Raw genomic sequence first — 25,401 nt, 5'->3', positions numbered from 1 at the left:
GCTCACGCTACGCCCGCTGCGTCGTCTCCGTCACGGTGGCGGGGACGGGACGCCGGCGGAAGCGGCGCGGGAGCCCGACGATCCCCCAGCCGGTCACCCGCAACATGGCCTCGGCGACGATGCCGCCGCTCATCTTGGAGACACCGTGCTCGCGCTCGACGAACGTGATCGGCACTTCCACGACACTGAGGCCGGCGTCGTATGCGCGGCGCAGCATGTCGATCTGGAAGCAGTAGCCCTGGCTCTCGACGTCCTCGAAGTGGATGCGGCGGAGCGCATCGGCGGTGAACGCGCGGTAGCCGCCGGTCACGTCCTTCGCCGGGACGCCCAGCCAGAAGCGGGAGTACGTGCTGCCACCCTTGGAGAGGAACCGCCGGCGCGCGGGCCAGTTGACCACGCCGCCGCCCTGGACCCAGCGGGAGCCCAGCACGAGGTCGGCGCCGTCCGCCGCATCGCCCTGCGGGAGGTGGCGGAGCGCTGCGAGCAGGGAGGGCAGCTCCTCCGGGCGGTGCGAGCCGTCGGCGTCCATCTCGACCACCGCGTCGTACCCGTCGTCGAGCGCCCAGGCCATGCCGGCCCGGTAGGCGGCGCCGAGGCCCTCCTTGCCTGCGCGGTGCAGCACCTTGACGTTGGCGTCGGTCGCGGCGAGCGCGTCCGCGATCTCGCCGGTGCCGTCCGGCGAACCGTCGTCGACCACGAGCACGTCGACCTCCGGGGCCGAGGCGCGGATGCGGCCGACCACGGGTCCGATGTTCTCCCGCTCGTTATACGTGGGCAGGATGACGATGGTTCGCATACAACCACTCTGGTCCATTCCGCTGAACGGATGACTAACGAATCTGTCTGTTCTCGCAGTCGCCGCTGCTAGCATCCCCCGGTGCCCGTCGCGAAAGTCCTCCTCTACTACGCCTTCGCACCGCTGTCGGACCCGGATGCGGTGCGGCTGTGGCAGCGCGATCTGTGTGAGGCGCTCGGGCTGCGCGGGCGCATCCTGCTGTCGAAGGACGGCATCAACGGGACGCTGGGCGGGGAGCTCGGCGCGCTCAAGCGGTACCTGCGCAAGACCAAGGACTACGCGGCCTTCCACGACCTCGACGTGAAGTGGAGCGACGGGTCGGGGCTGGACGTCTCGGGAGGGAGCCTGGACTTCCCTCGGCTGTCGGTGCGCGTTCGCGAGGAGATCGTGTCGTTCGGTGCGCCGTCGGAGCTCCGGGTGGATGCGTCCGGCGTCGTCGGCGGAGGCTCACGGCTGGACCCGGATGCGCTGCACGCGCTCCTGGACTCCCGCGACGACGTGGTGTTCTTCGACGGACGCAACCGGTTCGAGGCGGAGATCGGCCGGTTCCGCGGGGCGGTCGTGCCCGAGGTGGCGACGACCCGCGAGTTCGTCGCCGAGCTCGAAAGCGGACGGTACGACCACCTCAAGGACAAGCCGGTCGTGACGTACTGCACCGGCGGAATCCGCTGCGAGGTGCTGTCCGGGCTGATGCGTTCGCGCGGGTTCGGCGAGGTCTACCAGCTCGACGGCGGCGTGGTCCGCTACGGCGAGCGCTTCGGGGACGACGGGCTGTGGGAAGGGTCGCTGTACGTGTTCGACGGGCGCGGGTCGGTGCGGTTCTCGGACCACTCCGCGGTGGTCGGGCGCTGCGCGGCGTGCGGGACGGCGACCGACCGGATGCGGAACTGCAGCGATCCGTCGTGCCGGGAGCAGCTGGTGGTGTGCGAGGAGTGCGACGTGGTGGAGTGCGCCGCGCACGCCGCATGACGCAGCCGTAGTCCTCCACAGTCTCCGGCTTCGGCGAGTTCTCCACCGATTCGTGGGAACCATTGCTGGCCGTTTCGCGTTGCGGCCAAGATGAACCTCATGGATCCGGTCACCACCATCGTCTGGATCGTGTCCTTCGTCGTCGTCACGGTCACGGTCACTGGCCTCTCGCGGCGCGTCAACTGGTCGGCGCCCGTCGTGCTGGTGGTCGTGGGCGCGATCGCGTCCTTCATCCCCGGGGTGCCGCAGGTGGCGCTGGAGCCGGAGGTCGTGCTCTACGGGCTGCTGCCTCCGTTGCTGTTCGCGGCGGCCATCCAGACGTCGATCGTGGACGTGCGCGCCAGGCGCGACGGCATCCTCCTGCTCTCGGTCGGGCTCGTGGTGTTCACGGTGGTCGTGGTCGGCTTCACGACATGGCTGGTGGTGCCGGCGATCACGGTCGCGGCGGCCTTCGCGTTCGGGGCGGTGGTGGCGCCGACGGACACGGTGGCGGTGACGGCGATCGCGGGCCGGGTGCACCTCCCGCGGCGACTCGTCACCGTGCTGGAGGGCGAGAGCCTGCTCAACGACGCGACCGCCCTGGTGGCGCTGAACGCGAGCATCGCCGCGATCGTCAGCATCGTGAACCCGTGGGCCATCGCCGGCGACTTCGTGATCGCGGTCGTGGTCGGGGTCGGGATGGGCCTCCTTGTGGGGTGGGTGCTCTCGCTCATCCGCAAGCAGCTCCGCTCCCCCGTGCTGGACACGTCCATCGGATTGATCACGCCGTACCTGGCGTTCATCCCGTCGCAGTTCCTTCACGGGTCGGGCATCCTGTCGGTCGTCGTGGCCGGCCTGTACCTCGGCTACCGCTCGCCCACCATCCAGACGGCGGAGGCCAGGATCGCGGAGACGATCAACTGGCGAACGATCGAGTTCCTGCTCGAGAACGCGGTCTTCCTCTTCATCGGGCTGGAGCTGTCGAGCATCCTGAACTCGGCGTTCCGTTCGGGCATCACGGTTTCCGAGACCGTGTGGATCTGCATCGCCGTGCTGCTCGCGCTGTTCCTGGCGCGGTTCCTGTGGATGGTCGGGACGACCGCGCTGTACCGGTACGGGCCGCAACGCCTCCGGGAGCGCGGCTGGACCTGGCCGACCGGCATCGCGGTGTCGTTCGCCGGGATCCGCGGTGTGGTGACGCTCGCGGCGGTGTTCCTGCTGCCGGAGTCGACGCCGCATCGCGAATTCCTGCAGTTCCTGGCGTTCGTGGTGGTGGTGGCGACTCTGCTGGAGGGACTCGCGCTGCCGTGGGTCATCCGCCGGCTGAAGCTGCCGCCCCCGGACTTCGCTCAGGAGGCGGGCGAGATGGAGCGGCTCCTCGCCGAGGCGCAGGCGGCCGGGCTGGAGCACCTGGAGTCGCGGGTGACCGGGCAGGAGGACGAGCGGGTGATCGAACGGCTGCGCGTCAACGCGGTCTTCCTCTCGGAAGCGCTCGAGAACCCGGTTCCGGACGCGGAGGTCCCTGCCCCGCTCGAGTACCGGAAGCTGCGGCGGTCGATGATCGTGGCGGAACGGCAGGCGGTCCTCGAAGCGCGGGCCGAAGGGCGGTACCAGGAGCCGGCCGTGCGGTCGGTGCTCGCCTTCCTGGACGCCGAGGAGTCGGCGCTGAAGGCGGGAGGGGCGGAGGGGAAGAAGTTGATGTGAAGGTGGAGTACCGGGTGGCGGCCTCCTAGGTGACGGGCTGCTGGGCGGCGGGCTCCTGGGCGGGCGTGGCCGATCCCTGGGCGCTCGCGTCGGAGGGCCTTCCGCGTCGCTCGCGCAAGCGGGGGCGCCGGGCCCACAACCGTGCGCGCTGGGATGACAGGGCGAGCACCACCAGGATGTCGAGCGGGAGGCCGAGGATGTTGGTGCGAAGGGTGACCTGCTCGCCGCCGTTGAAGAAGTCGATCGCGGCGAGGACGATCAGCAGGGCGCTGTACGACATGGCGACGATCCGGGCCCAGTTGCTCCCTGTGAAGACGAGCAGAGCGATCGCGAAATAGAACACCAGGCCCGCGGCGAACAGTCCCATCGCGATCCCGAAGACCAGGTCGGCGCTCTGCTGTTCCGCGGCGGTCAGGGCTTTGCCGGTCGCGGATACGAGCTCCGACCGGATGAACAGCGGCCAGGCCAGGACGGTGAGCACCACGGTCAGCACGCCCGCCAGCACACGCAGCACCATGAGCAGGAAGCCAAGCGTCGTGGGCACCGGGCGGTGCTCGACGCGGGCGAGCCTTCGCTGGTCCGCGTCCGAGGCGACTGCGACGGCGCGGGGCTCCACCAGCACCTCCGACAGGTCGACGACAGGGAGGTCGCCGTCGGTCTCGATGGCGTCGCCGCCGCCGTTGCGGGCGTGATAGCCGGACGAGAAGTCCCGGATCACAGCGACCTCCGCGCCGATGTCGGCGCTCGTCAGCGTCGAGACGATGTGGTCGCGTTCGATGTCCGTGTTCGCGTCGATCTTGTGCGTGATCTGGAGTGTGAACAACGAGAAGCCCACCGAGCGGTCGAAGGTCCCGGCCGCCAGCCAGTCGACGCGGTGGCCTCCCGGTAGCAGCCAGCCCTCCGGGCACCGCCAGAACCGGACGTGGTGACGCTTGGCCGGATTGCCCTTCACCTCCTGCTGGTACGCGACGTCCTGCTGGTGCCCGAACAGGAAGAGCGGGCTCACCGGCGCCTCGTCATAGCTCCGGCGCAACAGCGTGGAGGTGATGATGCGACGGCTCGAGGCGGCGGTCACATCGTCGGCGCGCGTCCACCCGGCAGCGGTCATCGCCTCGTCGAGCTGCGCCTCCGACCCCAGCAGCGCCAGGTTGATCGGGTCTCCGAGGAGGCCGTCGCTGGTGCGGGCGCGGCCGATGAAGTAGTCCGGCACGTAGATCTGGGTGAGGATGCGGTGCAGGCGCGGAAGCACCAGGTAGGCGAGCACGATCCAGAAGACGACGAAGAAGAGCAGCAGGAACCAGCCCCACGAGAAGCTCTCGGTGAAGATGAGGAACGCGAGCCAGACGGCCGCGACGCCCCCGAACACGAAGAAGAGGTTGTCGACGACGGCGTTGACGGACACCCGACGGCCGGTGGCGGAGAGGGTCTTGACCGGGCCGGGTGCGGCCGCGGCAGAAAGGGCGGTCGGCGCGTCGGACGGCCCTCCCCCGCCCACCGCGGGCTCCGCTCGCGGCGGCCCCTCCGGCTCAGCGGCACCCGCCATGCGCTCATCCTAGAGCGCGTCGGGCGCGGGTCGTAGGGTGGCGTCATGACCACCATCACGGAACGCGGCGCCGAGCTGCGCCGTCTCCACGACGCCCCCGAACTGCTGCAGGTCGTCAACGTCTGGGACGCGATCAGCGCGAAAGCCGTCGCGGCCCTCCCGGAGACCCGCGCGCTCGCGACGGCCAGCCACTCGATCGCGGCGGCGCTCGGGTACGAGGACGGCGAGAACATCCCGCTCGACCTGATGCTCGACATGGTCGGGCGCATCGTCGCGACCACCGACCTCCCGGTGAGCGCGGACCTCGAAGCCGGGTACGGCGACCCGGGCGAGACGATCCGCCGGGCGATCGGCGTCGGCGCGGTCGGGGCGAACCTGGAAGACCAGGTGAGTCCGTTCGAGGACGCGGTCGCGCACGTCCGGGCGGCCGTCGCGGCGGCCGACGCCGAGGGCGTGCCGTTCGCGCTCAACGCACGCACGGACGTCTGGATCAGGAACGCCTACCCGACGGCGGCGGAGAAGACCGAGGAGGCGATCCGGCGCGGGCGGGCGTTCCTGGACGAGGGTGCGACCTGCGTGTTCGTGCCCGGCCGCCTCGACGAGGAGACGGTGACGCAGCTCGTCGCCGGGCTCGGGGCGCGCAAGCTGAGCGTGATCGCGGTGCCCGGGTCGCTGCCGCCGGCGCGGCTGCACGAGCTGGGGGTCGCGCGGGTCTCGTACGGGCCGTGGCCGCAGCGGGTGGCGCTCGCCGCCGTGCAGCGGACGGCCGCGGAGCTGTACGCGGGCGGGGAGCTGCCGCGGGATGTCCCGACGCTGAACTGAGTCGGGCGCGATCGCCCACCCCGTCGCCACGACCGAAGGACAAGAATGAACGACTTCCGCGCCATCGTCATCGAACAGGAGAAGGAGGGGTCCCGCATCCTCGCGCACACCGCTGAGGTGCGGCGACTGACCGACGCCTTCCTCATGCCGGGGGACGTCACGGTCGCCGTCGAGTTCTCCGACCTCAACTTCAAGGACGGGCTCGCCATCGCCGGGAAGCCGGGGGTCGCGCGGGTGTCGCCGCTCATCCCGGGGATCGATCTGGTGGGCGTGGTGGAGGCCTCCGACGATCCGCGGTGGAGGCCGGGAGACCGGGTCGTGCTCAACGGCGACGGGATCGGGGAGAGCCACCACGGCGGGCTGGCCGAGCGGGCGCGAGTGCGCGGGGACGCGCTGGTGCGGGTGCCGGACGCGCTGAGCTCCGAGCAGGCCGCGGCGATCGGGACGGCGGGGTTCACGGCGATGCTGGCCGTGCTCGCGCTGGAGCGCAACGGGGTCCTGCCGGAGGCCGTGCACGCCGCCGGTTCGAGTGTGCTGGTCACGGGAGCGGCGGGCGGGGTCGGGTCGGTCGCCATCGCCCTGCTGGCGAAACTCGGCTATCCGGTTACGGCCTCCACGGGTCGCCCGGAGGAGCTCGAGGGCTACCTCACGGACCTCGGGGCGACGGCGATCGTCGACCGGGGCGAGCTGTCCCTGGAGGGCCGGCCGTTGCAGAGCCAGAAGTGGGCCGGCGCCGTGGACTCCGTCGGCAGCCACACGCTCGCGAACGTGCTCGCGCAGACCCGGTACGGCGGGACGGTCGCGGCGTGCGGGCTCGCGCAGGGGCCGGACCTCCCGGCCACGGTGATGCCGTTCATCCTGCGGGCGGTGACGCTGGTCGGGATCAACTCCGTGGAGGCGCCTGCCGCGGTCCGCGAGACGGCCTGGCGGCGGCTGGCGACCGACCTGGACGAGGAGGCGCTCGCCGCGATGACGCGGTTCGTCCCGCTCGCGGAGGCCATCGCGGCGGCGGAGGACATCCTGGCCGGACGGCTGCGTGGGCGGACCGTGGTCGACGTTCGGGCCTGATTCGCGTCGCTGCCGTTAGGCTGACCGCATGATCGTGCTCGCGACCGTCGTCGTCACGCTGGCTGCTGCGCTCCACGTCGGGATCTTCTTCATGGAGAGCGTCGGATGGGTGCGGCCCGCCGTGTGGAAGCGGTTCGGGGTCGCCGATCAGGCGGCGGCGAACACCACGCGGCCGATGGCCTACAACCAGGGGTTCTACAACCTCTTCCTCGCGATCGGCGCGATCATCGGGCTGATCCTGTTCGGCGTGGGGGCCCACCCGGCCGGGCTGGCGCTCATCTACTTCACGATGGGGAGCATGCTGGCGGCGTCCGTCGTGCTCGTGACGACCGGGCGCGGGTATCTGCGGCCGGCGCTCATCCAGGGCATCCTGCCGCTGATCGGCATCGTCCTCATGCTGTTCTCGTAGCCCGGCGCTCAGCGCAGGGACGGCGCGACCGACTCGGGTCGGAGGCCGCGGCCGATCAGGCGCGCGGTGAGACGTTGCGCGACGGGGGTGGCCGCGCCGATGGCCAGCCGCAGCGCGGGCGACGGCGAGCGCGAGAGCAGCGGCCCGGCGCCGGGGCGGGAGATGCCGCGGTGGGCTGCGAGCTGGATGCGCTGCATCCACTCGACCGGCGGGAGGCGACGTCGCTGCACGGCGTCGAGGAGGCGGAGGTCGACGGGACCGTCGCGGAGCGCTGCGGCGAGCGCGTTCGCGGCGGCGACGGCGTCCTGCACGGCGTAGTTGACGCCGACGCCGAAGGCCGGGGACATCGCGTGCGCGGCGTCCCCGATGGCGAGGAAGCCGTGCCGGTACCAGCGCGGCAGCCGGTCGATCTGGACGCTCAGCAGCTTCAGGGGCTCCCAGTCGGTGATCGTCTCCAACGACTCGCGCAGGAACGGAGCGGCGCCCGCCACAGCCGAGCGGAAGGCCGGGAGGCCGGCGGAGCGCAGCGCGTCGATGCCGCGCTTCGCGATCACGAGGCCGGTCTGGAAGTAGTCGCCGCGGTCGATCGTGATCACCATCGCGCCGTCGCCCAGGTAGGCGAGCGTCGACGGCTGGGTCTGCGCGGGCTTCGGGAGGCGGAACCAGATGACGTCGATGGGCACGCCGAACCGCCGGGGACGCAGGCCCGCGGCGGCGCGGAGGACGGAGTCGCGGCCGTCCGCCGCGACGGTGAGGTCGGCCTCCACCCGCACGGGTCCGTCCGGTCCCTCCGCGGTGAGCCCCCGCACCGCGTCGCCGTCGCGGATCAGCCCCGTCGCCTCGGTGCGCATCAGCAGCCGGAAGTTCGGATACTGCTCGGCCTGCCCGGCGAGGAACGTCAGGAAGTCCCACTGCGGCGCGAGGACGAGGAAGTCGTCGGGCGGCGGCAGTCTCCCGAAGTCGATCGGGTGCAGCCGGGTGCCGTCGACGACAGCGTCGAGCGTGCGGATGCTGGTGTGCGGGAGGCCGAGGAAGGCGTCCCGCAGTCCGAGCTCGCCGAGCACGCCGACGGTCGACGGGTGGATGGTGTCGCCGCGGAAGTCGCGGAAGAAGTCGGCGTGCTTCTCCAGCACGACCACGTCGAGCCCGGCGCGGGCGAGGATCAGCCCGAGCATCATCCCGGCGGGTCCGCCCCCGGAGATGGCGCAGGATGCCTGCAGCGATTCCATCACCACGCAGCGTAGTCTCCCCCCATGACGATCCTCGGCTCCGTCCTCCTCGCGATCGCGGCCGTCGTGCACCTCGTGTTCTTCGCGATGGAGAGCATGCTGTGGTCGTCGCCGAACGTCTGGCGCCGATTCGGGCTCACGACGCAGCGGGACGCCGACGTGGTGCGGCCGATGGCCTACAACCAGGGGTTCTACAACCTGTTCCTCGCGGGCGGCACGGCCGTCGGGCTGGTGCTGTACTGGACTACCCTGCGACACGTCGGCTTCGGGATCATGTTCTTCACGGGGGCGTGCATGGTCCTGGCCGCGATCGTGCTGCTCACGACGGGGCGCCGGTTCTGGGGCGCGGCGCTGCTGCAAGGGGTGCCGCCGCTGGTGGGGCTGGTGCTGTTCTCGGTCGCGCACGCGGGGTGAGCCGCGCCCGCGGTCGGTCGACATGCGTACGACCTCCCACCGCTTCGCAGGCACGACTGTTATGTTGTCTGTAAGTGCTGAGCCCGGCGTATGCCGGGGGTAGGCGCTTCCCGCCCCCGGCACAGGCCGGGGGCCTTCTCGTTAACGGAACACGATCCCTGGAGGACCGCCCGAATAGCGGTTCACGGCCGAGTGAGCAGCAGTTCCGACCTGCATCCACGTCGTTTGCGGGGCAACCGCCGCGACCGAGCGACTCGGAGGCACAATTGCGCGCAAACCTGCGTAGGCGACCAGGTCGGCCAGTTGAATCCAATAACTCTCGTGCGATGCCCTCGCGACCGGGTCGTCCACGAAACGCTTAGCATCGACGCGAACAGTCCCTCCGCCGCCGAGGACCCCAGCGGTGAGGAACCGGCGTGCCTTGCGGACGATCCGCCGGACCGCATCATGCTCGCCGTCATCATGGATGAGCATCATCGTCTGATTCTCGTAATGGGTCGTGCGCTCGAGCCGCTGCAGCAACGTCGTCCACGCGAACTCGAAGCACGCCGGACCGCTCAAGCCGTTCTGCTGCTTGTCGATGACGACTGCGAAAGCTCGTGCTTCAACCTTCGCGAGCATGTCGAGATGCGCTCGATAGATAAGCGAACGCTCGGCGGGTGCCAGGGCAAGCGGTCGAAACGGACCGCTGGCCCGGATCAAATAGTTCGCCTTGACTTCAGCCCGCACCGGAACGGCGAATCGGATCGTCGCGAAGTCGTCGCCGGAAATCGACCAGCTCGTCGAAGCCCGACGACCACTTGGCGGCATCCACGAGTACACAGCCCAGCACATAGTGGGAGGTGGCCCCTCCTAGAGCCACGTCACCCGTGTTTCCCGATTCGTCGATGTACGCAAGGAGCATCGACCCAGGTTCCCGCACGGGGTGTTCACCCGAGCGGAGCCGCGCCCATCTGACTCAAATTGAAATGAAAGATCATTTCCCGCTCGCGCGGCCGTCGTCAGTCGATGATCTCCCCGTCGGCCGGGATCTGCCCCACGTCCACGCGCAGCGCCTCCACCAGCTTCGCGGCGTGCGGCGTCGACACGATCACGCGCGAGAACTCCTCGCCGTCGAGGTCGACGACGACCGCGGCGCGCTGCTTGCCCTTGATGAGCAGGAAGTCCTTGCCGCCGTGGAACTTCCAGGTGCCGACCGAGAGCGTGAGCGGGACGGCGGCTCCCGGGGCGCGGATGCCGCGGATCCAGATCCACGGGTCCTCCGTGATCGCGACCGATCGGATGCTCTCGCGCGGGATCACCAGATCCTCCCGACGCACGGAGAGCACCTTCTCGGCCCTGGTGAGGTGGATCTCCAGGCGGTCGGGGTGAACGTGCAGGTCGGCCATAGGTCTATCCTGCCCGCCGACCGGGGTCGGCGGGGGTCGTGAATCTCACAAACCCGTAACCGTTGGCTTGGAGGGCCGCGAAGGAGGGCGCCGAGCGGTGGCAGGACTCTCATGATCCGCGTGCCCGAGCGGCATGTATCCTTCTCGTCGTGGCAACGCAGCGGCGAACTCCGGGCTCGCAGACTTCACTTCGTGAAGCCAACCGGGCTCGGATTGTCGACGCCATCAAGAAACACGGCGGACTGACGCAGGTGGAGCTGGCCGGCGCTACGGGGCTCTCCCCCGCCACGGTCTCCAACATCGTCAAGGAGCTCGCCACCTCCGGCGTGCTGCACACCGCGCAGAGCATCCGTTCGGGCCGGCGCGCCCAGCACGTCACCCTCGCGCACGCGCTCGGGCTCGTGGTCGGCGTCCACTTCTCCACCCGGCACCTGCGCGTCGCGCTGGCGGACGTGGCGAACACGGTCGTCGCCGAGAACCACATGCCGCTGGCCAAGGACCACCGCGCGGACAACGAGCTCGACAAGGTCGCGCTGCTGCTGAACGACATGCTCGACTCGGTCGACGCGTCCCGCGACGAGGTTCTGGCGGTCGGCCTCGCGGTGCCGGCGCCGCTCGACAGGGCCACCGGCACGATCGCGCGCAGCGGCATCATGCGCGGCTGGGACGGCGTGGTGATCGCGGACGCCCTGGAGCGCCGGGTGAAGCGCCCGGTCTTCATCGACAACGCCGCCAACCTCACGGCTCTGGCGGAGTCGCGCCTCGGCGCCGGCCGCGGCAAGCGCACCTCGATCACGCTCGACGTCGGCGACGGGATCGGCGCGGGCCTGCTGCTCAACGGCCAGCTCTTCCGTGGGAACAACGGCGTGGCCGGCGAGTTCGGCCACACCACGATCCGGGAGAACGGCCCGCTCTGCCGCTGCGGCAACCGCGGCTGCCTGGAGGCCATCGCCGGGGGCCCCGCCGTCCTCGACGAGCTGCGCGACCACCTCGGCAGCCTGAAGCTGGGCGACGTCGTCCTGCAGGCGATGGCCGGCGACGCCCGCTGCATCCGCGCGATCGCGGACGCCGGCCGGCACATCGGGATCGCCACAGCCAACCTCTGCAACCTCCTCGACCCGGAGCGGGTCGTCGTCGGTGGCGAACTCGCCCGCGCCGGGGAGCTGCTGCTCGGCCCGATGCGTCATGCGGTCGAACGCTCGATCATCGTCAGCGAGGACCTGATGCCCGACATCGTCCAGGGCCAGCTCGGCGTCCGGGCGGCGACCCTCGGCGCGGTCGCGCACGCGGTCGACAGCATCTCGATCACGGGCGGCGGCGTCGCCGTCTGAGACCGCGACGAGCCGGTGTCCCCCGTTGACCCCCGTCCGTGACGAACCGTTATCGAAAGCTTGAATTCAAGTATTGACGCCAAGCCGCGGCCCCTGACACACTCAACCCAGTCGCCAACGTCGGCGGCTTCGAATCGGAGGTTTTTCAATGAAGATCGCCACCAAGAGAGCGGTCATGGTGTCCGCTGCGATCCTGGCCACAGCACTCACCCTCACAGCCTGTTCGAACGGTTCCGGCAACACCTCTACGAACAACGCGTCGGGCGCCGCGAACGCCAAGATCGGTCTCCTCCTCCCCGACTCCGTCACGGCCCGCTACGAGGCGGCGGACAAGCCCTACTTCGAGGCGAAGGTCAAGTCGCTCTGCTCCGGCTGCACCGTCCTGTACGCGAACGCGGACGGCGACGCCAGCAAGCAGCAGCAGCAGGCCGAGTCCATGCTGACCCAGGGCGTCAAGGTGCTCGTCCTCGACCCGTTCGACGGGCAGGCCGCCGCGTCGATCGTCGGAGAGGCCAAGGCCAAGAACATCCCGGTCATCTCCTACGACCGCCTCATCAACAGCCCGGACCTCAACTACTACATCTCGTTCGACAACGAGAAGGTGGGACAGCTCCAGGCGACCGCGCTGGTCGACAAGCTGAAGAAGGACGGCGTCCCGTCCGGCAGCGGCATCCTGATGGTCAACGGCTCGCCGACCGACAACAACGCCACCCTGTTCAAGAAGGGCGCGCACAGCGTCATCGACAGCAGCGGCTACAAGGTCCTCGCCGAGTACGACACACCAGGATGGGACCCGGCCCAGGCCCAGAACTGGGTGTCCGGCCAGGTGTCGCAGTTCGGTAAGAAGATCACCGGCGTCTACGCCGCCAACGACGGCACGGGCGGCGGCGCGATCGCCGCTATGAAGGCCGCCAACGTGAGCCCGCTCCCGCCTGTCACCGGTCAGGACGCCGAGCTCGCCGGTATCCAGCGGATCCTCGCCGGCGACCAGTACATGACGGTCTACAAGGCGCTGAAGCCGGAGGCTGAGCAGGCGGCGACGCTCGCCATCGCTCTGACCAAGGGCCAGAAGCCGTCCGAGCAGACCGTTCAGGTGGCCACGGCGGGCGGCGCGAAGATCGCGTCCATCCTGCTGACCCCGGTCGCGGTGACCACGGACAACATCGAGTCCACGGTCGTGAAGGACCAGTTCTACGGTCCCAACTCCGCTGCGATGATCTGCACCGCGGACTACAAGGCGGCGTGCGACAAGTACGGCATCAAGTAGTCGTCGAACCACCAGGGGCCACCCGGCCCGGGGCGCGGAATCCCGCATCCCCGGACCGGGTGGTTCCGCCATACAGTTAGCCCAAGCACCGACAGCTACACGCGTACGACGCGTCAGGCCCGAAGGAGAACGCCGTGACGATGGAATCCGCGGTCACCGACCAGGAGCGGTCCAGCCGAGAGCCCATCCTCTCTCTACGAGGAGTGTCGAAGGGATTCGGTGCCGTCCAGGCGCTCACCGACATCCACCTCGACGTCTACCCGGGGGAGGTCGTCGCGCTCGTCGGCGACAACGGGGCAGGCAAGTCGACCCTGGTCAAGATCCTCGCGGGAGTGCACCCGCAGGACGCCGGAACGATCACGTTCGACGGACAGGATGTTAACATCCCCTCGCCGTCGGCGTCCCGCGGGCTCGGCATCGCCACGGTGTTCCAGGACCTCGCGCTCTGCGACAACCTGGACGTCGTGTCCAATCTCTTCCTCGGACGGGAGGTCACCCGAGGAACGCTCGACGAGGAGGAGATGGAGAAGCGGTCGTGGAGCCTGCTGCGGCAGCTCTCGGCGCGCATCCCGTCGGTGCGCATCGCGGTCGCGTCGCTCTCTGGCGGTCAGCGCCAGACGGTCGCGATCGCCCGCTCGCTGATCGGCGAACCGCGCGTCGTCATCCTCGACGAGCCGACTGCGGCCCTCGGCGTCGCCCAGACCGCTGAGGTTCTGAACCTCATCGAGCGGCTGCGCGAACGCGGGCTCGGGGTCATCCTGATCAGCCACAACATGGCCGACGTCCAAGCCGTCGCCGACCGGGTCGCCGTGCTGCGCCTCGGCCGCAACAACGGGGACTTCCGCGTCCCCGACGTCAGTTACGAAGAGATCATCTCGGCGATCACCGGCGCCACCGATAACGTCGTCGCGCAGCGAGCCGAACGCATCGAGGAACGCGTGGAGCACGTCGAGCACAGCGAAGGGAAGCAGGACTGATGACCAAGGCACCAGAGACTCCGGCCCAGGTCGCGGCCGACCTCCAGGACGAGCGGCTCATCCGCGAGGAGGGGCTCGGCGGCGCGGTCCGCGCCTTCGGGCGCCGTGTGCGCGGCGGCGACCTCGGCTCCCTGCCGGTCGTCGTCGGGCTCGTCGTGATCTGGGTGGTCTTCCAGATCCTCAACCCGAACTTCCTCAGCGCCAACAACCTGGTCAACCTGACACTGCAGTGCGCGGCGATCGGGACCATCTCCATCGGCATCGTGCTCGTGCTGCTGCTGGGTCAGATCGACCTGTCGGTGGGCTCGGTGAGCGGTGTGTCCGCGGCCATCCTCGGCGTCGGATTCACGCAGCTGCACTGGCCGCTGGCGCTCACCGTGATCGTCGCCATCCTGGCGGGCGCGGCGATCGGCTTCCTGTACGGCCAGCTCTTCACCCGGTTCGGCGTGCCGAGCTTCGTGATCACGCTGGCCGGTCTGCTGGGCTTCCTGGGCGTGCAGCTCTGGATCCTCGGACCGAACAGCTCGATCAACATCCCCTACAACTCGTGGATCGTCAACTTCGCCCAGCAGACGTTCCTCCCGCCGTGGGCGGCGTACGCGCTGGCGGTCATCGCCGCGGGCTCGATGTTCTGGTCCGACTGGCGCCGCAACGTCCGCCGTCGCAACGCCGGGCTGTCCGAGGGGTCGATGGCCGTCGTCCTGATCAAGGCGGGACTGCTCCTGATCGGCCTGTGCATCGCCGTCTGGTACCTCTCGACGGACCGCGGCACCGGAGCGATGTTCCTGTTCTTCGTCGTGCTCGTCATCATCATGAACTTCTTCCTGACGCGCACGAAGTGGGGCCGTTCGGTCTTCGCCGTCGGAGGTTCGGTGGAGGCCGCACGACGTGCCGGTATCAAGGTGAACCGGGTGTTCATCAGCGTGTTCATCCTGTGTTCGACGTTCGCGGCGATCGGCGGCCTGCTCGCCGCTGCGCGACTCGCGTCGGTGAGCGCCGGATCGGGCGGCACCGACACGAACCTGAACGCGATCGCTGCGGCCGTCATCGGCGGTACGAGCCTCTTCGGCGGACGCGGGTCGGCGTGGTCGGCGCTGCTCGGCATCCTGGTCATCCAGTCCATCTCGAACGGTCTGACGCTGATGAACCTCGACTCGTCGTACCGCTTCATGATCACCGGAGCGGTGCTTCTGCTGGCCGTGATCATCGACTCGCTGTCCCGCCGCTCGCGCGAATCGCACGGGCAAGCCTAGGCGGACAGCCCTCTGGGCGGGTGTGAGAAGGTGGACCGGTGACCCGAACCACCACCTTCCACGCCCGCCTTCTCCGTTCGGGCGTCGACCCGCAGACGGTGACCGTGCGGGCGTCGTCGGACATCCCGCCGCGGACGTTGCGGCGCGCGGCTGGTGGCGGCGGGGAGCTCAACTTCGACGTCTACGCGCTCCTCGACGCCGACGGCTGGCCGAGTTCGGCCACCTACACCTACGTCGAATCCCTCTCCCGCACCCCCTCCCCCGCCGACACCTGACGAGACGTGAGTAATCGTGGGAATCCGCGATTGGATTCCCGCGATTACTCACGTCTCGAGTGAGGTCAGGCCGGGGTGGCTTGGGCGGCGGCGCGGGCGGCGGCGGGGAGGGCGTCGAGGATGCGCGCGACGGCGGTGTCGTCGTGGGCGGCGGTGACGAACCAGGCCTCGAAGACGCTCGGCGGCAGTGAGACGCCCGCGTCGAGCATCGCGTGGAAGAACGGCCGGTAGCGGAACGCCTCCTGCGACAGCACCTCGGCGTAGGTCCGCGGAGCGGCCGCGAAGTCGCCGAAGACGAAGCTGAACAGGTTGCCCGCACGCTGAACGCGGTGGGCGACACCCTCCGCGGCCAGCGCATCCGAGACCGCGGCCGACAGCGTCTCGGCCACGACGTCCAGCCGGTCGTAGACGGCCTCGTCGGCGTGGGCCAGCGTGGCGAGGCCCGCGGCGACCGCGACCGGGTTCCCCGAGAGGGTGCCCGCCTGGTAGACCGGGCCGGTCGGTGCGAGGAAGTCCATCAGCTCCGCGCGTCCACCGACGGCCGCCAGCGGCATCCCGCCGCCGATGACCTTGCCGAAGGTGACCAGATCGGGCGTGTAGCCGCGATCCAGACCCCAGTAGCCCGCATCGCTCACGCGGAAGCCGGTGAGCACCTCGTCGAGGATGAGCAGCGCGCCGTACTCGTGGGCGAGGTCGGTCAGCGCGGCGTTGAAGCCTTCGTCGGGGGCGACGACGCCCATGTTCGCGGCCGCGGCCTCGGTGATGACGGCCGCGATGTCCGGACCGTTCGCCTCGAAGGCGGCGCGCACGGCGTCCAGATCGTTGTACGGGAGGACCAGGGTCTGCGCGGCGGTGGCCTCGGTGACGCCGGCGGAGCCGGGCAGCGACAGCGTCGCGAGCCCAGAGCCGGCCTCGGCGAGGAGGCTGTCGGAGTGGCCGTGGTAGTGCCCGGCGAACTTGATCAGCAGCGGACGGCCCGTGAAGCCGCGCGCCAGGCGGATCGCGGTCATGGTCGCCTCGGTGCCGGTGGAGACGAGCCGCAGCTTGTCGATGAACGGCACCCGCCTGAGCACGGCCTCCGCCAGCTCGGTCTCGGCCGGTGTCGAGGCGCCGAACGAGAGCCCGCGCGCGGCGGCCGCCTGCACGGCGTCGATCACGGCCGGGTGCGCGTGGCCGAGGATCGCCGGACCCCATGACGCGACCAGGTCGACGTACTCGCGCCCCTCCGCGTCCACGATGTAGGGCCCGTGTGCCGACACCATGAAGCGCGGCGTGCCGCCGACCGAGCGGAAGGCGCGGACCGGGGAGTTCACGCCGCCGGGGATCACGCGCTGCGCGCGCTCGAACTGGGCCAGGTTCACGTCGCCGATGGCGGCGCCGTCGGCCAGGCCCTGCAGGTCCTGGGAGTCGGTGTTGTTCATCGGAGCCATCCTGCGACCTCGGTCGCCCAGTAGGTGAGCACGGCGTCGGCGCCCGCTCGGCGGGTGCCGATCAGGGTCTCCTCGATGACGCGCTCGCGGTCGATCCAGCCGTTCGCGGCTGCGGCCTCCACCATCGCGTACTCGCCGGAGACCTGGTAGGCCCAGACCGGCACGTCGCTGATGGCGGCGACGTCGCTGAGGACGTCGAGGTAGCTGAGGGCCGGCTTCACCATGAGGATGTCGGCGCCTTCGTCCAGGTCGAGCTGCGCCTCGCGCAGACCCTCGCGGCGGTTGGCCGGGTCCTGCTGGTAGGCGCGGCGGTCGCCGGAGAGCTGCGAGTCGACGGCCTCCCGGAACGGACCGTAGAAGCCGGAGGCGTACTTGGCGGCGTAGGCGAGGATGACGACATCGATGCGGCCGGCGGCGTCGAGCGCGTCGCGCACGGCGGCGACCTGGCCGTCCATCATCCCGCTCAGGCCGAGGAGCTGCGAGCCGGCCTCCGCCTGCGCGATGGCCATGTCCCGGTAGCGCAGCAGGGTGGCGTCGTTGTCGACGTGGCCCTCGCCGTCGAGCACGCCGCAGTGGCCGTGGTCGGTGAACTCGTCCAGGCACAGGTCGGTCTGCACGACGAGCGCGTCGCCGACTTCGGAGGCGAGCGCGCGGGTGGCGACGTTGAGGATGCCGTCCGGGTCGGTCGCGGCGGTGCCGGTCGCGTCGCGGGTCTCCGGGACGCCGAAGAGCATGACGCCGCCGACCCCTGCCTCCGCGGCCTCCACGGCCGCGCGCTTCAGGGAGTCGAGGCTGTGCTGCACGACGCCCGGCATGGAGCCGATCGGCTGCGGCTCGGAGGCGCCCTCCCGCACGAACAGCGGGAGGATCAGCTCGGCCGGGTGGAGGCGGGTCTCGGCCGTCAGACGGCGCATGGCAGGTGACTGCCGGAGGCGCCGGGGCCGTACGACGGGATGCAACTCACTCACTCTCCCCAGCCTACGCCGCGCCGCTGGGTGCCAGCGCACGCTCAGGAGGCGGCGGACCGGTGCGCGGTCGCGGCGGCGGCGACCGCCTCGATGAGGGAGGCCGCCGTGCGCTCGTCGGCGATCACGTCGACGCGGAGGCCGTACTCCCTGGCGTCGCGCGCGGTCTGCGGGCCGATCGCGGCGACGAGGGTGGTCTCGGGGATCGGGCCGAGCTGCACCTGCACCTGCTCGGCCACGGAGCCGCTCGTGACGAGGATGGCCTGGACGAGGCCGTCCCGCACGTCAGAGACGATGTTCTCCGGAACGCGGATGCCGATCGTGCGGTACGCGACGACGGACTCCACGTCGTGCCCGATACGGCGCAGCCCCTCGGTGAGGAGGGGCTTGGCGATCTCGGAGCGGAGGGTGAGGATGCGCAGCGGGACGACGCCCTCGGTCGCGGCCTCCCACTCGGCGAGCAGTCCGCGCGCGGAGTTGTCCTCCGCCGGGACCAGGTCGACGGCGTACCCCGCGGCGGCCAGCGCGGCGGCGGTGGTCTCGCCGACGGCCGCGATCCGCGTGGAGGGCGGGACGACCGCGCGGGCGGCGCTCAGCACGTCGACGGTGGTGGCGCTGGTGACCGTCACCCAGTCGAATCCGCCGGCCGCGAGCCGCGCGAGGGCGGCCTCCAGAGCCGGGGCGTCGGCGGTCGGCGCGAAGTTGATCATCGCGGCCACGACCGGCGACGCGCCCTTGGCGCGGAGGTCGGCGGCGACCGAGTCGCCCCAGGGCCCTCCCCGGGGCACGAGCACCCGCCAGCCGGCGAGCGGTTTCGGAGAGGACGGCGTTGAGGGCATCATTCGCTCCCGAGCGGGGCCAGGTCGGCAGCCCCCGCGCCGAGCAGTTCGGCCACCACGCGGGCGCCGACCTCGCGCGCGGCCTCGTCGAGGTCGGCGAGGCCGAAGGAGTCCGGAGTAGCGGCGTGGGATGCCGTGAGCCGCTCGGTCCCGTCCGGGCGGTACACGGTGGCGGTGAGGAACAGGAGGCCGTCGTCGACGAGCGCGGACGCTCCGATCGGGGCGGCGCAGCCGGCTTCGAGCCCCGCGAGCACGGCGCGCTCGGCGGAGGCGCAGGCGTGCGTGGTCGCGTGGTCGACGGCCTTGAGCGCCCGGGCGACGTCGCCGCGGCCGGTCTGCTCGCCCGCGCGCACCTCCAGCGCGAGCGCGCCCTGGCCGGGAGCGGTCGGCACCTGCGACAGCGCGAAGAAGTCGGTCACCGCGTCGAGGCGGCCGAGCCGGCCGAGGCCGGCCGCGGCGAGCACGACGGCGTCGAGGTCGCCCTCCGCGACCCTGCCGAGCCGGGTGTCCACGTTGCCGCGGATGTCCACGACCTCCAGGTCAGGGCGCACCGACTTGAGCTGGGCGACGCGGCGCGGCGAGCCGGTGCCCACCTTCGCGCCCTGCGGCAGCGTGTCGAGCGTGAGGCCGTCGCGCGCGCAGAGCGCGTCCCGGGCGTCCGCCCGCTTGGGCACGGCGCCGATGACCAGGCCGGGGGCCGGGGCGGTCGGGAGGTCTTTGAGCGAGTGGACGAGGAGGTCGCACTCGTCGGCGAGGAGGGCCTCCCGCAGCGCGGTGGCGAACACCCCCGTGCCGCCGAGCTCCGACAGCGACTCGCGCGAGGTGTCGCCGTGCGTGGTGATCGTGACCAGCTCGATGTCGAGGCCGGTCGCCCGGGCGATCGACTCGGCGACGGCGGTCGTCTGCGCGACAGCGAGCGCGCTGCCCCGCGTGCCGATGCGCAGCACGCCGTCACGGCGCGCGGACGCGCCGTCGGCCCTGCTCACCGTGCCGTTCACGGCGCGAGTCCCGCGGCGGCCGGCTTGAAGCCGAGGCGGACGTTCTCGCAGCAGCCCGGGCGGCACACGTCGTACCAGGGGCCGAGCGTGGTCAGCGCTGGGCGCTGCTCGACCGGGACGCCGTCGCGGCGCTCCAGCACGAGGTCGACCAGGCCCTTCACGTAGCGGGCGTGGGTACCGGGGGTGGGCACGCGGACGGCGACGAGGCCGTTCTCCTCGCTGGTCTCCATCGCCTCGTTGTCGAGGTCCCAGAGCACCTCCATGTGGTCGCTCACGAAACCGAGCGGGACGATGATCACGGCCTTGACGCCGAGCGCCGGGAGCTCCGCGATGCGGTCGTTGATGTCGGGCTCCAGCCACGGCATCGACGGCGGGCCCGAGCGGGACTGGTAGACCAGATCCCAGCCGATGACGCCGCCGGCGGCCTCCTGCGAGACGACCTCCGCGACGGCGAGATGCTGGGCCGCGTAGGCTCCACCCTCACCGAAGCCGCGGTCGGCGGGGCCGGACTTGGCGGCGTCCGTCGACGGGATGGAGTGCGTCGAGTACAGGATGCGGATCTCCGTCGCCGGGTCGATGCCCGGGACGCGCTCGCGCAGCTCGTCCACGGCGTTGCGGACGCCCTCGATGAACGGCTCGACGAAGCCGGGGTGGTCGAAGAACTGGCGCACCTTGTCGATCTGGATGGTGCCCTCCAATCCCTTCTCCTCCAGCACGCGGGCGAAGTCCTCGCGGTACTGCCGGCAGCTCGAGTAGGAGGAGTACGCGCTCGTCGCGATGGCGATCAGCTTGGTGAGGCCGCGCTCCTGCGCCTCGGCGAGGGCGTCCTCCAGGTACGGGTCCCAGTTGCGGTTGCCCCACAGCACGGGGAGGTCGATGCCGCGGGAGGCGAGCTCGGCCTCCAGCGCCGCCTTCAGCTCGCGGTTCTGGTCGTTGATCGGGCTCACGCCGCCGAAATGGCGGTAGTGGTGGGCGACCTCCTCCAGGCGCTCCTCCGGGATGCCGCGGCCGCGGGTCACGTTGCGGAGGAACGGGATGACGTCGTCCTGACCCTCCGGGCCGCCGAACCCGGCGAGCAGGATCGCGTCGTACGCGACCGGCTCGGTCACGTGCTCCGGGCCGGACGCGGCGGCGTCCGTCGCACCGAGCACTCGCGGTACGGCCTCCGTGTCCGTCACTGCAGCACCTCGACGACCTCGGCGGGCTGGATGCGGCGGCCGGTGAAGAACGGGACCTCTTCGCGCACGTGGCGGCGCGCGTCGGTGTAGCGGAGCTCGCGCATCACGTCGACCAGGTCGGTGAGCTCGTCGGCCTCCAGCGGCAGGATCCACTCGTAGTCGCCGAGCGCGAACGACGCGACCGTGTTGGCCAGCACCCCGCGGAATGCGGCGCCCTTGCGGCCGTGCTCGGCGAGCATCTTCGAGCGCTCCTCGTCGGGCAGCAGATACCACTCGTAGCTGCGCACGAACGGGTAGACGCACAGCCAGCCCTTCGGCTCCTTGCCGCGCAGGAAGCCGGGGACGTGCTGGCGGTTGAACTCGGCGTCGCGGTGCACGCCCATCGCGTTCCAGGTCGGGAGGAGCGCCTTGAACAGGCGGGTGCGGCGGAGCTGGCGGAGACCCCACTGCAGGGCCTCGGCCTCCGGTCCGTGCAGCCAGATCATGATGTCGGCGTCGGCCTTGAGGCCGCTCACGTCGTAGAGTCCGCGGGTGACGACGCCCTGCAGCTCGATGTCGGCGATGACGCCTTCGAGCTCCTGGACGGCCTTGGGGACGTCGGTTCCGTCGAGGTCGTCAGGACGGGCGGGGTCCCGGCGCAGGACGGCCCACAGCGTGAAGCCGCTGGGGCTTTCGGGGGCGGTGTCTTCGGGGGCGGTCGACTCTGCCGGAACGGCAGCCGGGGTACTCATACCGACAGTCTCCCTCGCAAAGCTGAGAAGGCAAAAACCAGGCTCAGCGGCGGGAGGCCGCGACGATCCCCCAGACCGCGCCTCCCACGACGACGGCCACCCCGACCGCCAGTCCGACGAGCGCCAGCGGGTTGTCGTCGCGGAGCCTGCGGAACCGCTCGGACGCCCGCGCGGGCACGTTGACCTTGTACTGGATGGCGTCGATGGTCGCGGCCAGGTCGGCGCGGGCCTTCTCGACGCCGCTTCGGTCAGTTGTCATACTTGCCCAGCCCCTTCACGGCGTCGATGTCGGACTTGACGCTGGCGATGGTCTCTTTGGGCGCGGCGCCGTCCACCCGTTTGAGCGAGCCGACGCCGATGAGCGCGAGGATCACCGCGATCACGACCAGCCCGCCGAAGACGATGAGCGCGGCGGCCCAGCCGGGCAGCACGAGCGAGAGCCCGAGGATCGCCGCGGCGACGAGCACCCCGAGCGCGAAGAACAGGAAGGCAGCGGCCACCACGAAGAGGCCTATGCCGATCCCGGCATACTTCGCCTTCTCGGAGTACTCGGCCTTCAGGTTCGCCAGCTCGGCCTTGACGAGCTGGATCAGCAGCCGCGGGAGCGACGCGATCAGCTCACCGAGCGACTGCGACCTGGCACGTTCCCGATCGGTCATCGGCTCACCGCCCTTCCGTGACACTCGTACTGACTGCGCTACCGGATCACTTCGTCAGGATCATCTCGCGTGACGGCGACCACGGCCACCCCCGTCGTGCGGGAGTCGGCGCGAGCCTCCTTGCGGCGATCGTTCGCCCGGACCACGGCCTTCTTGATCGTGATGTAGATCGCCTCCGGCGCCTCGCCGATCTTCGCCGCGACGAAGTCCTCCACGGCGTTCACCTGCTTTTGCACCCCCGGCGACTCCCAGACCTTGAGGGCGGCCGACTTCATCTGGTCGTAACGCTTGCGACCGGCGCGCGTGCCGAGCACGTAGCCCACCGCCGCCCCCGTCACGAAGAGAATCTTGCCCCGCATTCCGTCCTCACCCCTCCAGGTCGTCGGTCAGTGCCTTCCAGCGTAGACCCCTGGCCCGTTCCGCCACCCGGCGCGCGTCCGGAATGACGGACGCGAGACCGGTTCCGGTCAGCCAGGAGCCGGTCACCTCGAGCCCGTCGACGTTCTCAGCTCCGTCGCGGACGCGCTGGATGCGCTCCCGCTGCCCCACTGTCGCATAGGGGAGGGCGTTCGTCCAGGGGGTCCGGGCGAACGCGGAGACAGCGGATTCCGTGAGCGGAATATTCAGCAGCGCGGCGGCGTCGGCGATCGCACGCTCCCGGAGCTCGGCGTCGGAGAGGGCGAGCGTCTCGGACGCGCGGCCGGCGCGGCCGTACGAGAGCCGCACGACGTGGCGGCCCGGACCGGCGGCCTCCGCGACCCACGCCCACTTGGCGCTGGAGTGCGTCATCGCCTTGGCGGCGACGCCGGAGTCCGGCCCGTCGGCGACCAGCACGCCGGTGCCGCGCGGTGCGGCGCCGACCCGGTCGTCGGTGAGGACCAGCGTGACCAGCTCCACGCTGGACGCGGGAGGCCAGTCGAGACCGGCGAGGTCCCCGAGGGCGGCGTCAATGCCGGGGAGGAGCGCAAGGGCGGCGTCGGCGGGGGCGGTGACCACCACGGCGTCGGCGTCGAGGGCAGAGCCGTCCGCGAGCGTGACGGTCCAGCGGGCCGGGCGCGAGGTGGCGGGCTCCGCGGCAGGTTCGGTCGGCTCCGCGGGGAGCTGCCCGGCGAGCTCGAGCCCGTCGAGCGCCGCCTCGTCGACGGCGTCGGCCATCGCCGCCTCCACCGCCGCAGCGGCGACGTCCTCCGGGTCGGGTGCGACCCACGGCGACACCGACGCGACCGCCGCATCGGTGCGGATGATCCCGCCCCGCGCCTCGATGTCCGCGGCGAGCGCCGCCGGAAGGCGCCACATGCCCCCGCGGATGCCCCCCACGGCACTCCCCGCCTTGGCGGCCGAGCGCAGCTCGCCCACGGCGCCGGACAGCGATCCGAGCCGCGTGAGCGCCGCGTTGAGTCCGGGGGCGACGACATCCACGTCGAGGTCGTCGGGATCGGCCGAGTACACGCCGGTCACGACCGGGGATACCAGCTCGGTGAGGACCTTCGACCCCATGCGCTTGCGCACCAGGGTGCCGAGCTTGCGCTCCTGGCCGATCTTCAGCACGGGGAGGAGCCGGTCCATATAGGCGCGCACCGCGCCGCCCCAGCCGATCGCGGCGACGACGTCCGTCGCCAACGGCGAGCTCGGGATGCCGAGCAGGCCGGCCTTCGGCAGTGGGACCGTGCGCGTTCCGTTGCGCACCCACGCGCCTGCCGGGTTCGGCTCCACGACGTCGTCCGCGAGGCCCAGGTCGGCGAGGAGTGCGGCGACGTGGCCGCCGCGGGTCGCGAAGCTCTCTGCGCCGGCGTCGACCGTGATGCCGCCGAGCTCCAGCGGCGCCACCGAACCGCCCACCCGAGCGGAGGCCTCCAGCACGGTGACCTCGAAGCCCGGGCGGGCGCACTCGCGCGCGACGACCAGTCCCGAGACGCCGCCGCCGATCACGACGATGCGCGTCGGCGGGGCCTCCACCGCGTGCCGGATGCTCTCCGTGACGGCGTCGTGATCGAGCGGCTCGGAGGTCATGCCCGCCATCCGTGGACGAGCTCGACCACGCGGGTCAGCACCGTCGGGTCGGTCTCCGGCGGGACGCCGTGGCCCAGGTTCAGCACGTGCGCCGGCGCCTCCCGGCCGCGCTCCAGGACGTCCACGACGTGAGCCGACAGGACCTCCCACGGCGCGTCGAGCATCGCCGGGTCGACGTTGCCCTGCACCGGGACGACGTGCCCGAGCCGGCGGGCGGCCTCGTCCAGCGGCGTGCGGTAGTCGACCCCGACCGCGTCGGCGCCCACCTCGTGCATGGCTTTGAGGAGCTCGCCGGTCCCGACGCCGAAGTGCACGATCGGCACGTTGCGCACCAGCGGCTCGTCGTTCACGGGAGCGTCGGTGTCGGCGTCCTGCGGTCGCGGCACCTCGTAGGTGAGATCGCGGATGTGCGAGAGCGCACGCGCGGAGGCGGGGGCGACGTGCTCGACGTAGTCGTGCAGCGACAGCGACCCCGCCCACGAGTCGAACAGCTGGGCGGCGCTCGCGCCCGCCAGGAGCTGCGCCCGCAGGAAGGCTCCCGTCACGTCGGCGCTCCACGCCATCAGGCGGGCCCAGGTCTCCGGGTCGGCGTGCATGAGCGTCCGCGCGCGGATGTGGTCCTTGGAGGGGCCGCCCTCCACGAGGTAGGCGGCGAGGGTGAAGGGGGCGCCGGCGAAGCCGATCAGCGGGGTGTCGCCGAGCTCGGCCGTCGTCAGGCGCACGGCCTCCGCGATCGGCGCGAACGTGTCGGCGCCGAGGGAGGCCGGGTCGACCTCCTCCAGCCGTGCGACGTCGTCGGAGGTGCGCACCGGGCTCTCGAACACCGGACCCTTGCCGGGCTGGATCTCCACGGCCACGCCGGCGAGCTTCAGCGGCACCACGATGTCGCTGAAGAAGATGCCCGCGTCCACGCCGTGCCTGCGCACCGGTTGCAGCGTGATCTCGCTCGCCATCGCGGGGTCGAGGCAGGCGTCGAGCATGCGCGTGCCGACGCGCAGCTCCCGGTACTCGGGCAGCGACCGTCCGGCCTGGCGCATGAACCAGACGGGGACGGTCTCCTGCCGTTCGCCCTGATAGGAGCGGATCAGGCGACTGCCCGCTGTTCGGCCTTCGGAGAGCGGGTGGGTCGGGTCGAGGGAGGTCACCCGATGATTCTGCCAGGGCCGA

The 25,401-nt window shown here is 71.0% G+C and carries 27 protein-coding genes; 11 read left to right on the top strand and 16 right to left on the bottom strand.

Going from position 1 to position 25,401, the window contains the following annotated elements; translation table 11 throughout:
• Positions 1-7: 7 nt before the first annotated feature.
• A complete protein-coding gene (locus ABH923_RS11770; RefSeq protein WP_370055550.1) occupies positions 8-796 on the bottom strand; it encodes a polyprenol monophosphomannose synthase in 789 nt (262 codons plus the stop codon).
• 81 nt (positions 797-877) lie between these two features.
• Between ABH923_RS11770 and ABH923_RS11765 the strand changes: the two genes are divergently transcribed.
• Both ABH923_RS11765 and ABH923_RS11760 read left to right on the top strand, forming a co-directional pair.
• Complete coding sequence (locus ABH923_RS11765; protein ID WP_370055549.1) at positions 878-1,765, top strand: rhodanese-related sulfurtransferase; 888 nt, start codon at positions 878-880, stop codon at positions 1,763-1,765.
• Between the two features lie 99 nt (positions 1,766-1,864).
• Complete coding sequence (locus ABH923_RS11760; protein WP_370055548.1) at positions 1,865-3,448, top strand: Na+/H+ antiporter; 1,584 nt, start codon at positions 1,865-1,867, stop codon at positions 3,446-3,448.
• A gap of 25 nt (positions 3,449-3,473) precedes the next feature.
• Here the strand turns inward: ABH923_RS11760 and ABH923_RS11755 are convergent, their stop codons facing one another.
• Positions 3,474-4,991, bottom strand: a complete 1,518-nt coding sequence (locus ABH923_RS11755) for an LssY C-terminal domain-containing protein (RefSeq protein ID WP_370055547.1) — start codon at positions 4,989-4,991, stop codon at positions 3,474-3,476.
• Positions 4,992-5,036: 45 nt separating this feature from the next.
• On the opposite strand from ABH923_RS11755, the gene ABH923_RS11750 reads away from it, so the two are divergent.
• Genes ABH923_RS11750 through ABH923_RS11740 form a run of 3 tightly spaced genes read left to right on the top strand, consistent with a single transcriptional unit; the run spans position 5,037 to position 7,290 of the window.
• Positions 5,037-5,813: an isocitrate lyase/phosphoenolpyruvate mutase family protein gene (locus ABH923_RS11750; RefSeq protein WP_370055546.1), complete on the top strand. Its 777-nt coding sequence runs from the start codon at positions 5,037-5,039 to the stop codon at positions 5,811-5,813.
• A 45-nt stretch (positions 5,814-5,858) separates the two neighbouring features.
• The gene (locus tag ABH923_RS11745) at positions 5,859-6,881 is read left to right on the top strand and encodes an MDR family oxidoreductase (RefSeq protein ID WP_370055545.1); all 1,023 of its coding nucleotides are present in this window, start codon (positions 5,859-5,861) and stop codon (positions 6,879-6,881) included.
• A 28-nt stretch (positions 6,882-6,909) separates the two neighbouring features.
• Positions 6,910-7,290, top strand: a complete 381-nt coding sequence (locus ABH923_RS11740) for a DUF1304 domain-containing protein (protein WP_370055544.1) — start codon at positions 6,910-6,912, stop codon at positions 7,288-7,290.
• A gap of 8 nt (positions 7,291-7,298) precedes the next feature.
• Here ABH923_RS11740 and ABH923_RS11735 read toward each other — a convergent pair whose 3' ends face one another.
• A complete protein-coding gene (locus ABH923_RS11735; RefSeq protein ID WP_370055543.1) occupies positions 7,299-8,519 on the bottom strand; it encodes an FAD-dependent oxidoreductase in 1,221 nt (406 codons plus the stop codon).
• A 24-nt stretch (positions 8,520-8,543) separates the two neighbouring features.
• Between ABH923_RS11735 and ABH923_RS11730 the strand changes: the two genes are divergently transcribed.
• Entirely contained in the window at positions 8,544-8,933 is a 390-nt protein-coding gene (locus tag ABH923_RS11730; RefSeq protein WP_370055542.1) for a DUF1304 domain-containing protein, read from the top strand.
• Positions 8,934-9,074: 141 nt separating this feature from the next.
• Here the strand turns inward: ABH923_RS11730 and ABH923_RS11725 are convergent, their stop codons facing one another.
• Positions 9,075-9,755 (bottom strand): DUF3800 domain-containing protein, encoded by a 681-nt coding sequence (locus ABH923_RS11725; RefSeq protein WP_370055541.1) that lies wholly within the window; start codon positions 9,753-9,755, stop codon positions 9,075-9,077.
• Positions 9,756-9,934: 179 nt separating this feature from the next.
• Positions 9,935-10,321 (bottom strand): hypothetical protein, encoded by a 387-nt coding sequence (locus ABH923_RS11720; protein WP_370055540.1) that lies wholly within the window; start codon positions 10,319-10,321, stop codon positions 9,935-9,937.
• A 149-nt stretch (positions 10,322-10,470) separates the two neighbouring features.
• Here ABH923_RS11720 and ABH923_RS11715 point away from each other — a divergent pair, with 149 nt between their 5' ends.
• From ABH923_RS11715 to ABH923_RS11695, 5 genes are all read left to right on the top strand, one after another.
• A complete protein-coding gene (locus ABH923_RS11715) occupies positions 10,471-11,652 on the top strand; it encodes an ROK family protein (RefSeq protein ID WP_370055539.1) in 1,182 nt (393 codons plus the stop codon).
• A 148-nt stretch (positions 11,653-11,800) separates the two neighbouring features.
• Positions 11,801-12,919: a sugar ABC transporter substrate-binding protein gene (locus ABH923_RS11710; protein ID WP_370055538.1), complete on the top strand. Its 1,119-nt coding sequence runs from the start codon at positions 11,801-11,803 to the stop codon at positions 12,917-12,919.
• A 140-nt stretch (positions 12,920-13,059) separates the two neighbouring features.
• Positions 13,060-13,896 (top strand): ATP-binding cassette domain-containing protein, encoded by an 837-nt coding sequence (locus ABH923_RS11705; RefSeq protein ID WP_370057349.1) that lies wholly within the window; start codon positions 13,060-13,062, stop codon positions 13,894-13,896.
• A complete protein-coding gene (locus tag ABH923_RS11700; RefSeq protein WP_370055537.1) occupies positions 13,896-15,149 on the top strand; it encodes a sugar ABC transporter permease in 1,254 nt (417 codons plus the stop codon). Before ABH923_RS11705 ends, ABH923_RS11700 begins: the two co-directional genes overlap by 1 nt.
• A 38-nt stretch (positions 15,150-15,187) precedes the next feature.
• Entirely contained in the window at positions 15,188-15,424 is a 237-nt protein-coding gene (locus tag ABH923_RS11695) for a hypothetical protein (protein WP_370055536.1), read from the top strand.
• A 65-nt stretch (positions 15,425-15,489) separates the two neighbouring features.
• On the opposite strand, the gene hemL is transcribed toward ABH923_RS11695, so the two are convergent.
• From hemL to hemE, 11 genes are read right to left on the bottom strand one after another with little or no spacing between them, the layout of a single operon-like run.
• Positions 15,490-16,845, bottom strand: a complete 1,356-nt coding sequence (gene hemL, locus ABH923_RS11690; protein WP_370055535.1) for a glutamate-1-semialdehyde 2,1-aminomutase — start codon at positions 16,843-16,845, stop codon at positions 15,490-15,492.
• Positions 16,842-17,813 carry a porphobilinogen synthase gene (gene hemB, locus ABH923_RS11685; protein WP_370057348.1) on the bottom strand — a complete coding sequence of 324 codons (972 nt, stop codon included), beginning with the start codon at positions 17,811-17,813 and terminating at the stop codon, positions 16,842-16,844. The genes hemL and hemB overlap by 4 nt, the downstream gene beginning before the upstream one ends.
• Positions 17,814-17,863: 50 nt before the next feature.
• Complete coding sequence (locus tag ABH923_RS11680; protein ID WP_370055534.1) at positions 17,864-18,661, bottom strand: uroporphyrinogen-III synthase; 798 nt, start codon at positions 18,659-18,661, stop codon at positions 17,864-17,866.
• On the bottom strand, positions 18,658-19,656 hold the full coding sequence (hemC, locus tag ABH923_RS11675; RefSeq protein WP_370055533.1) for a hydroxymethylbilane synthase: 999 nt from the start codon (positions 19,654-19,656) through the stop codon (positions 18,658-18,660). The genes ABH923_RS11680 and hemC overlap by 4 nt, the downstream gene beginning before the upstream one ends.
• Positions 19,653-20,834 (bottom strand): ferrochelatase, encoded by a 1,182-nt coding sequence (locus ABH923_RS11670; RefSeq protein ID WP_370055532.1) that lies wholly within the window; start codon positions 20,832-20,834, stop codon positions 19,653-19,655. Before ABH923_RS11670 ends, hemC begins: the two co-directional genes overlap by 4 nt.
• Positions 20,831-21,565, bottom strand: coding sequence for a hydrogen peroxide-dependent heme synthase (gene hemQ / locus ABH923_RS11665; protein WP_370055531.1), 735 nt, complete (start codon positions 21,563-21,565; stop codon positions 20,831-20,833). Before hemQ ends, ABH923_RS11670 begins: the two co-directional genes overlap by 4 nt.
• A gap of 43 nt (positions 21,566-21,608) precedes the next feature.
• A complete protein-coding gene (locus tag ABH923_RS11660; protein ID WP_370055530.1) occupies positions 21,609-21,824 on the bottom strand; it encodes a DUF3618 domain-containing protein in 216 nt (71 codons plus the stop codon).
• On the bottom strand, positions 21,814-22,224 hold the full coding sequence (locus ABH923_RS11655; protein ID WP_370055529.1) for a phage holin family protein: 411 nt from the start codon (positions 22,222-22,224) through the stop codon (positions 21,814-21,816). The genes ABH923_RS11660 and ABH923_RS11655 overlap by 11 nt, the downstream gene beginning before the upstream one ends.
• Before the next feature lie 38 nt (positions 22,225-22,262).
• A complete protein-coding gene (locus ABH923_RS11650; RefSeq protein WP_370055528.1) occupies positions 22,263-22,583 on the bottom strand; it encodes a hypothetical protein in 321 nt (106 codons plus the stop codon).
• 7 nt (positions 22,584-22,590) lie between these two features.
• Positions 22,591-24,234 (bottom strand): NAD(P)/FAD-dependent oxidoreductase, encoded by a 1,644-nt coding sequence (locus tag ABH923_RS11645; RefSeq protein ID WP_370055527.1) that lies wholly within the window; start codon positions 24,232-24,234, stop codon positions 22,591-22,593.
• Entirely contained in the window at positions 24,231-25,379 is a 1,149-nt protein-coding gene (gene hemE, locus ABH923_RS11640) for a uroporphyrinogen decarboxylase (protein ID WP_370055526.1), read from the bottom strand. The genes ABH923_RS11645 and hemE overlap by 4 nt, the downstream gene beginning before the upstream one ends.
• Between the last annotated feature and the right edge of the window lie 22 nt (positions 25,380-25,401).

This window comes from Leifsonia sp. EB41, from assembly GCF_041262565.1.
Taxonomy (GTDB): Bacteria; Actinomycetota; Actinomycetes; order Actinomycetales; family Microbacteriaceae; genus Leifsonia.
The sequence above is the reverse complement of the archived record's forward strand: the minus strand, read 5'-3'. Positions and strand labels throughout refer to the sequence as shown.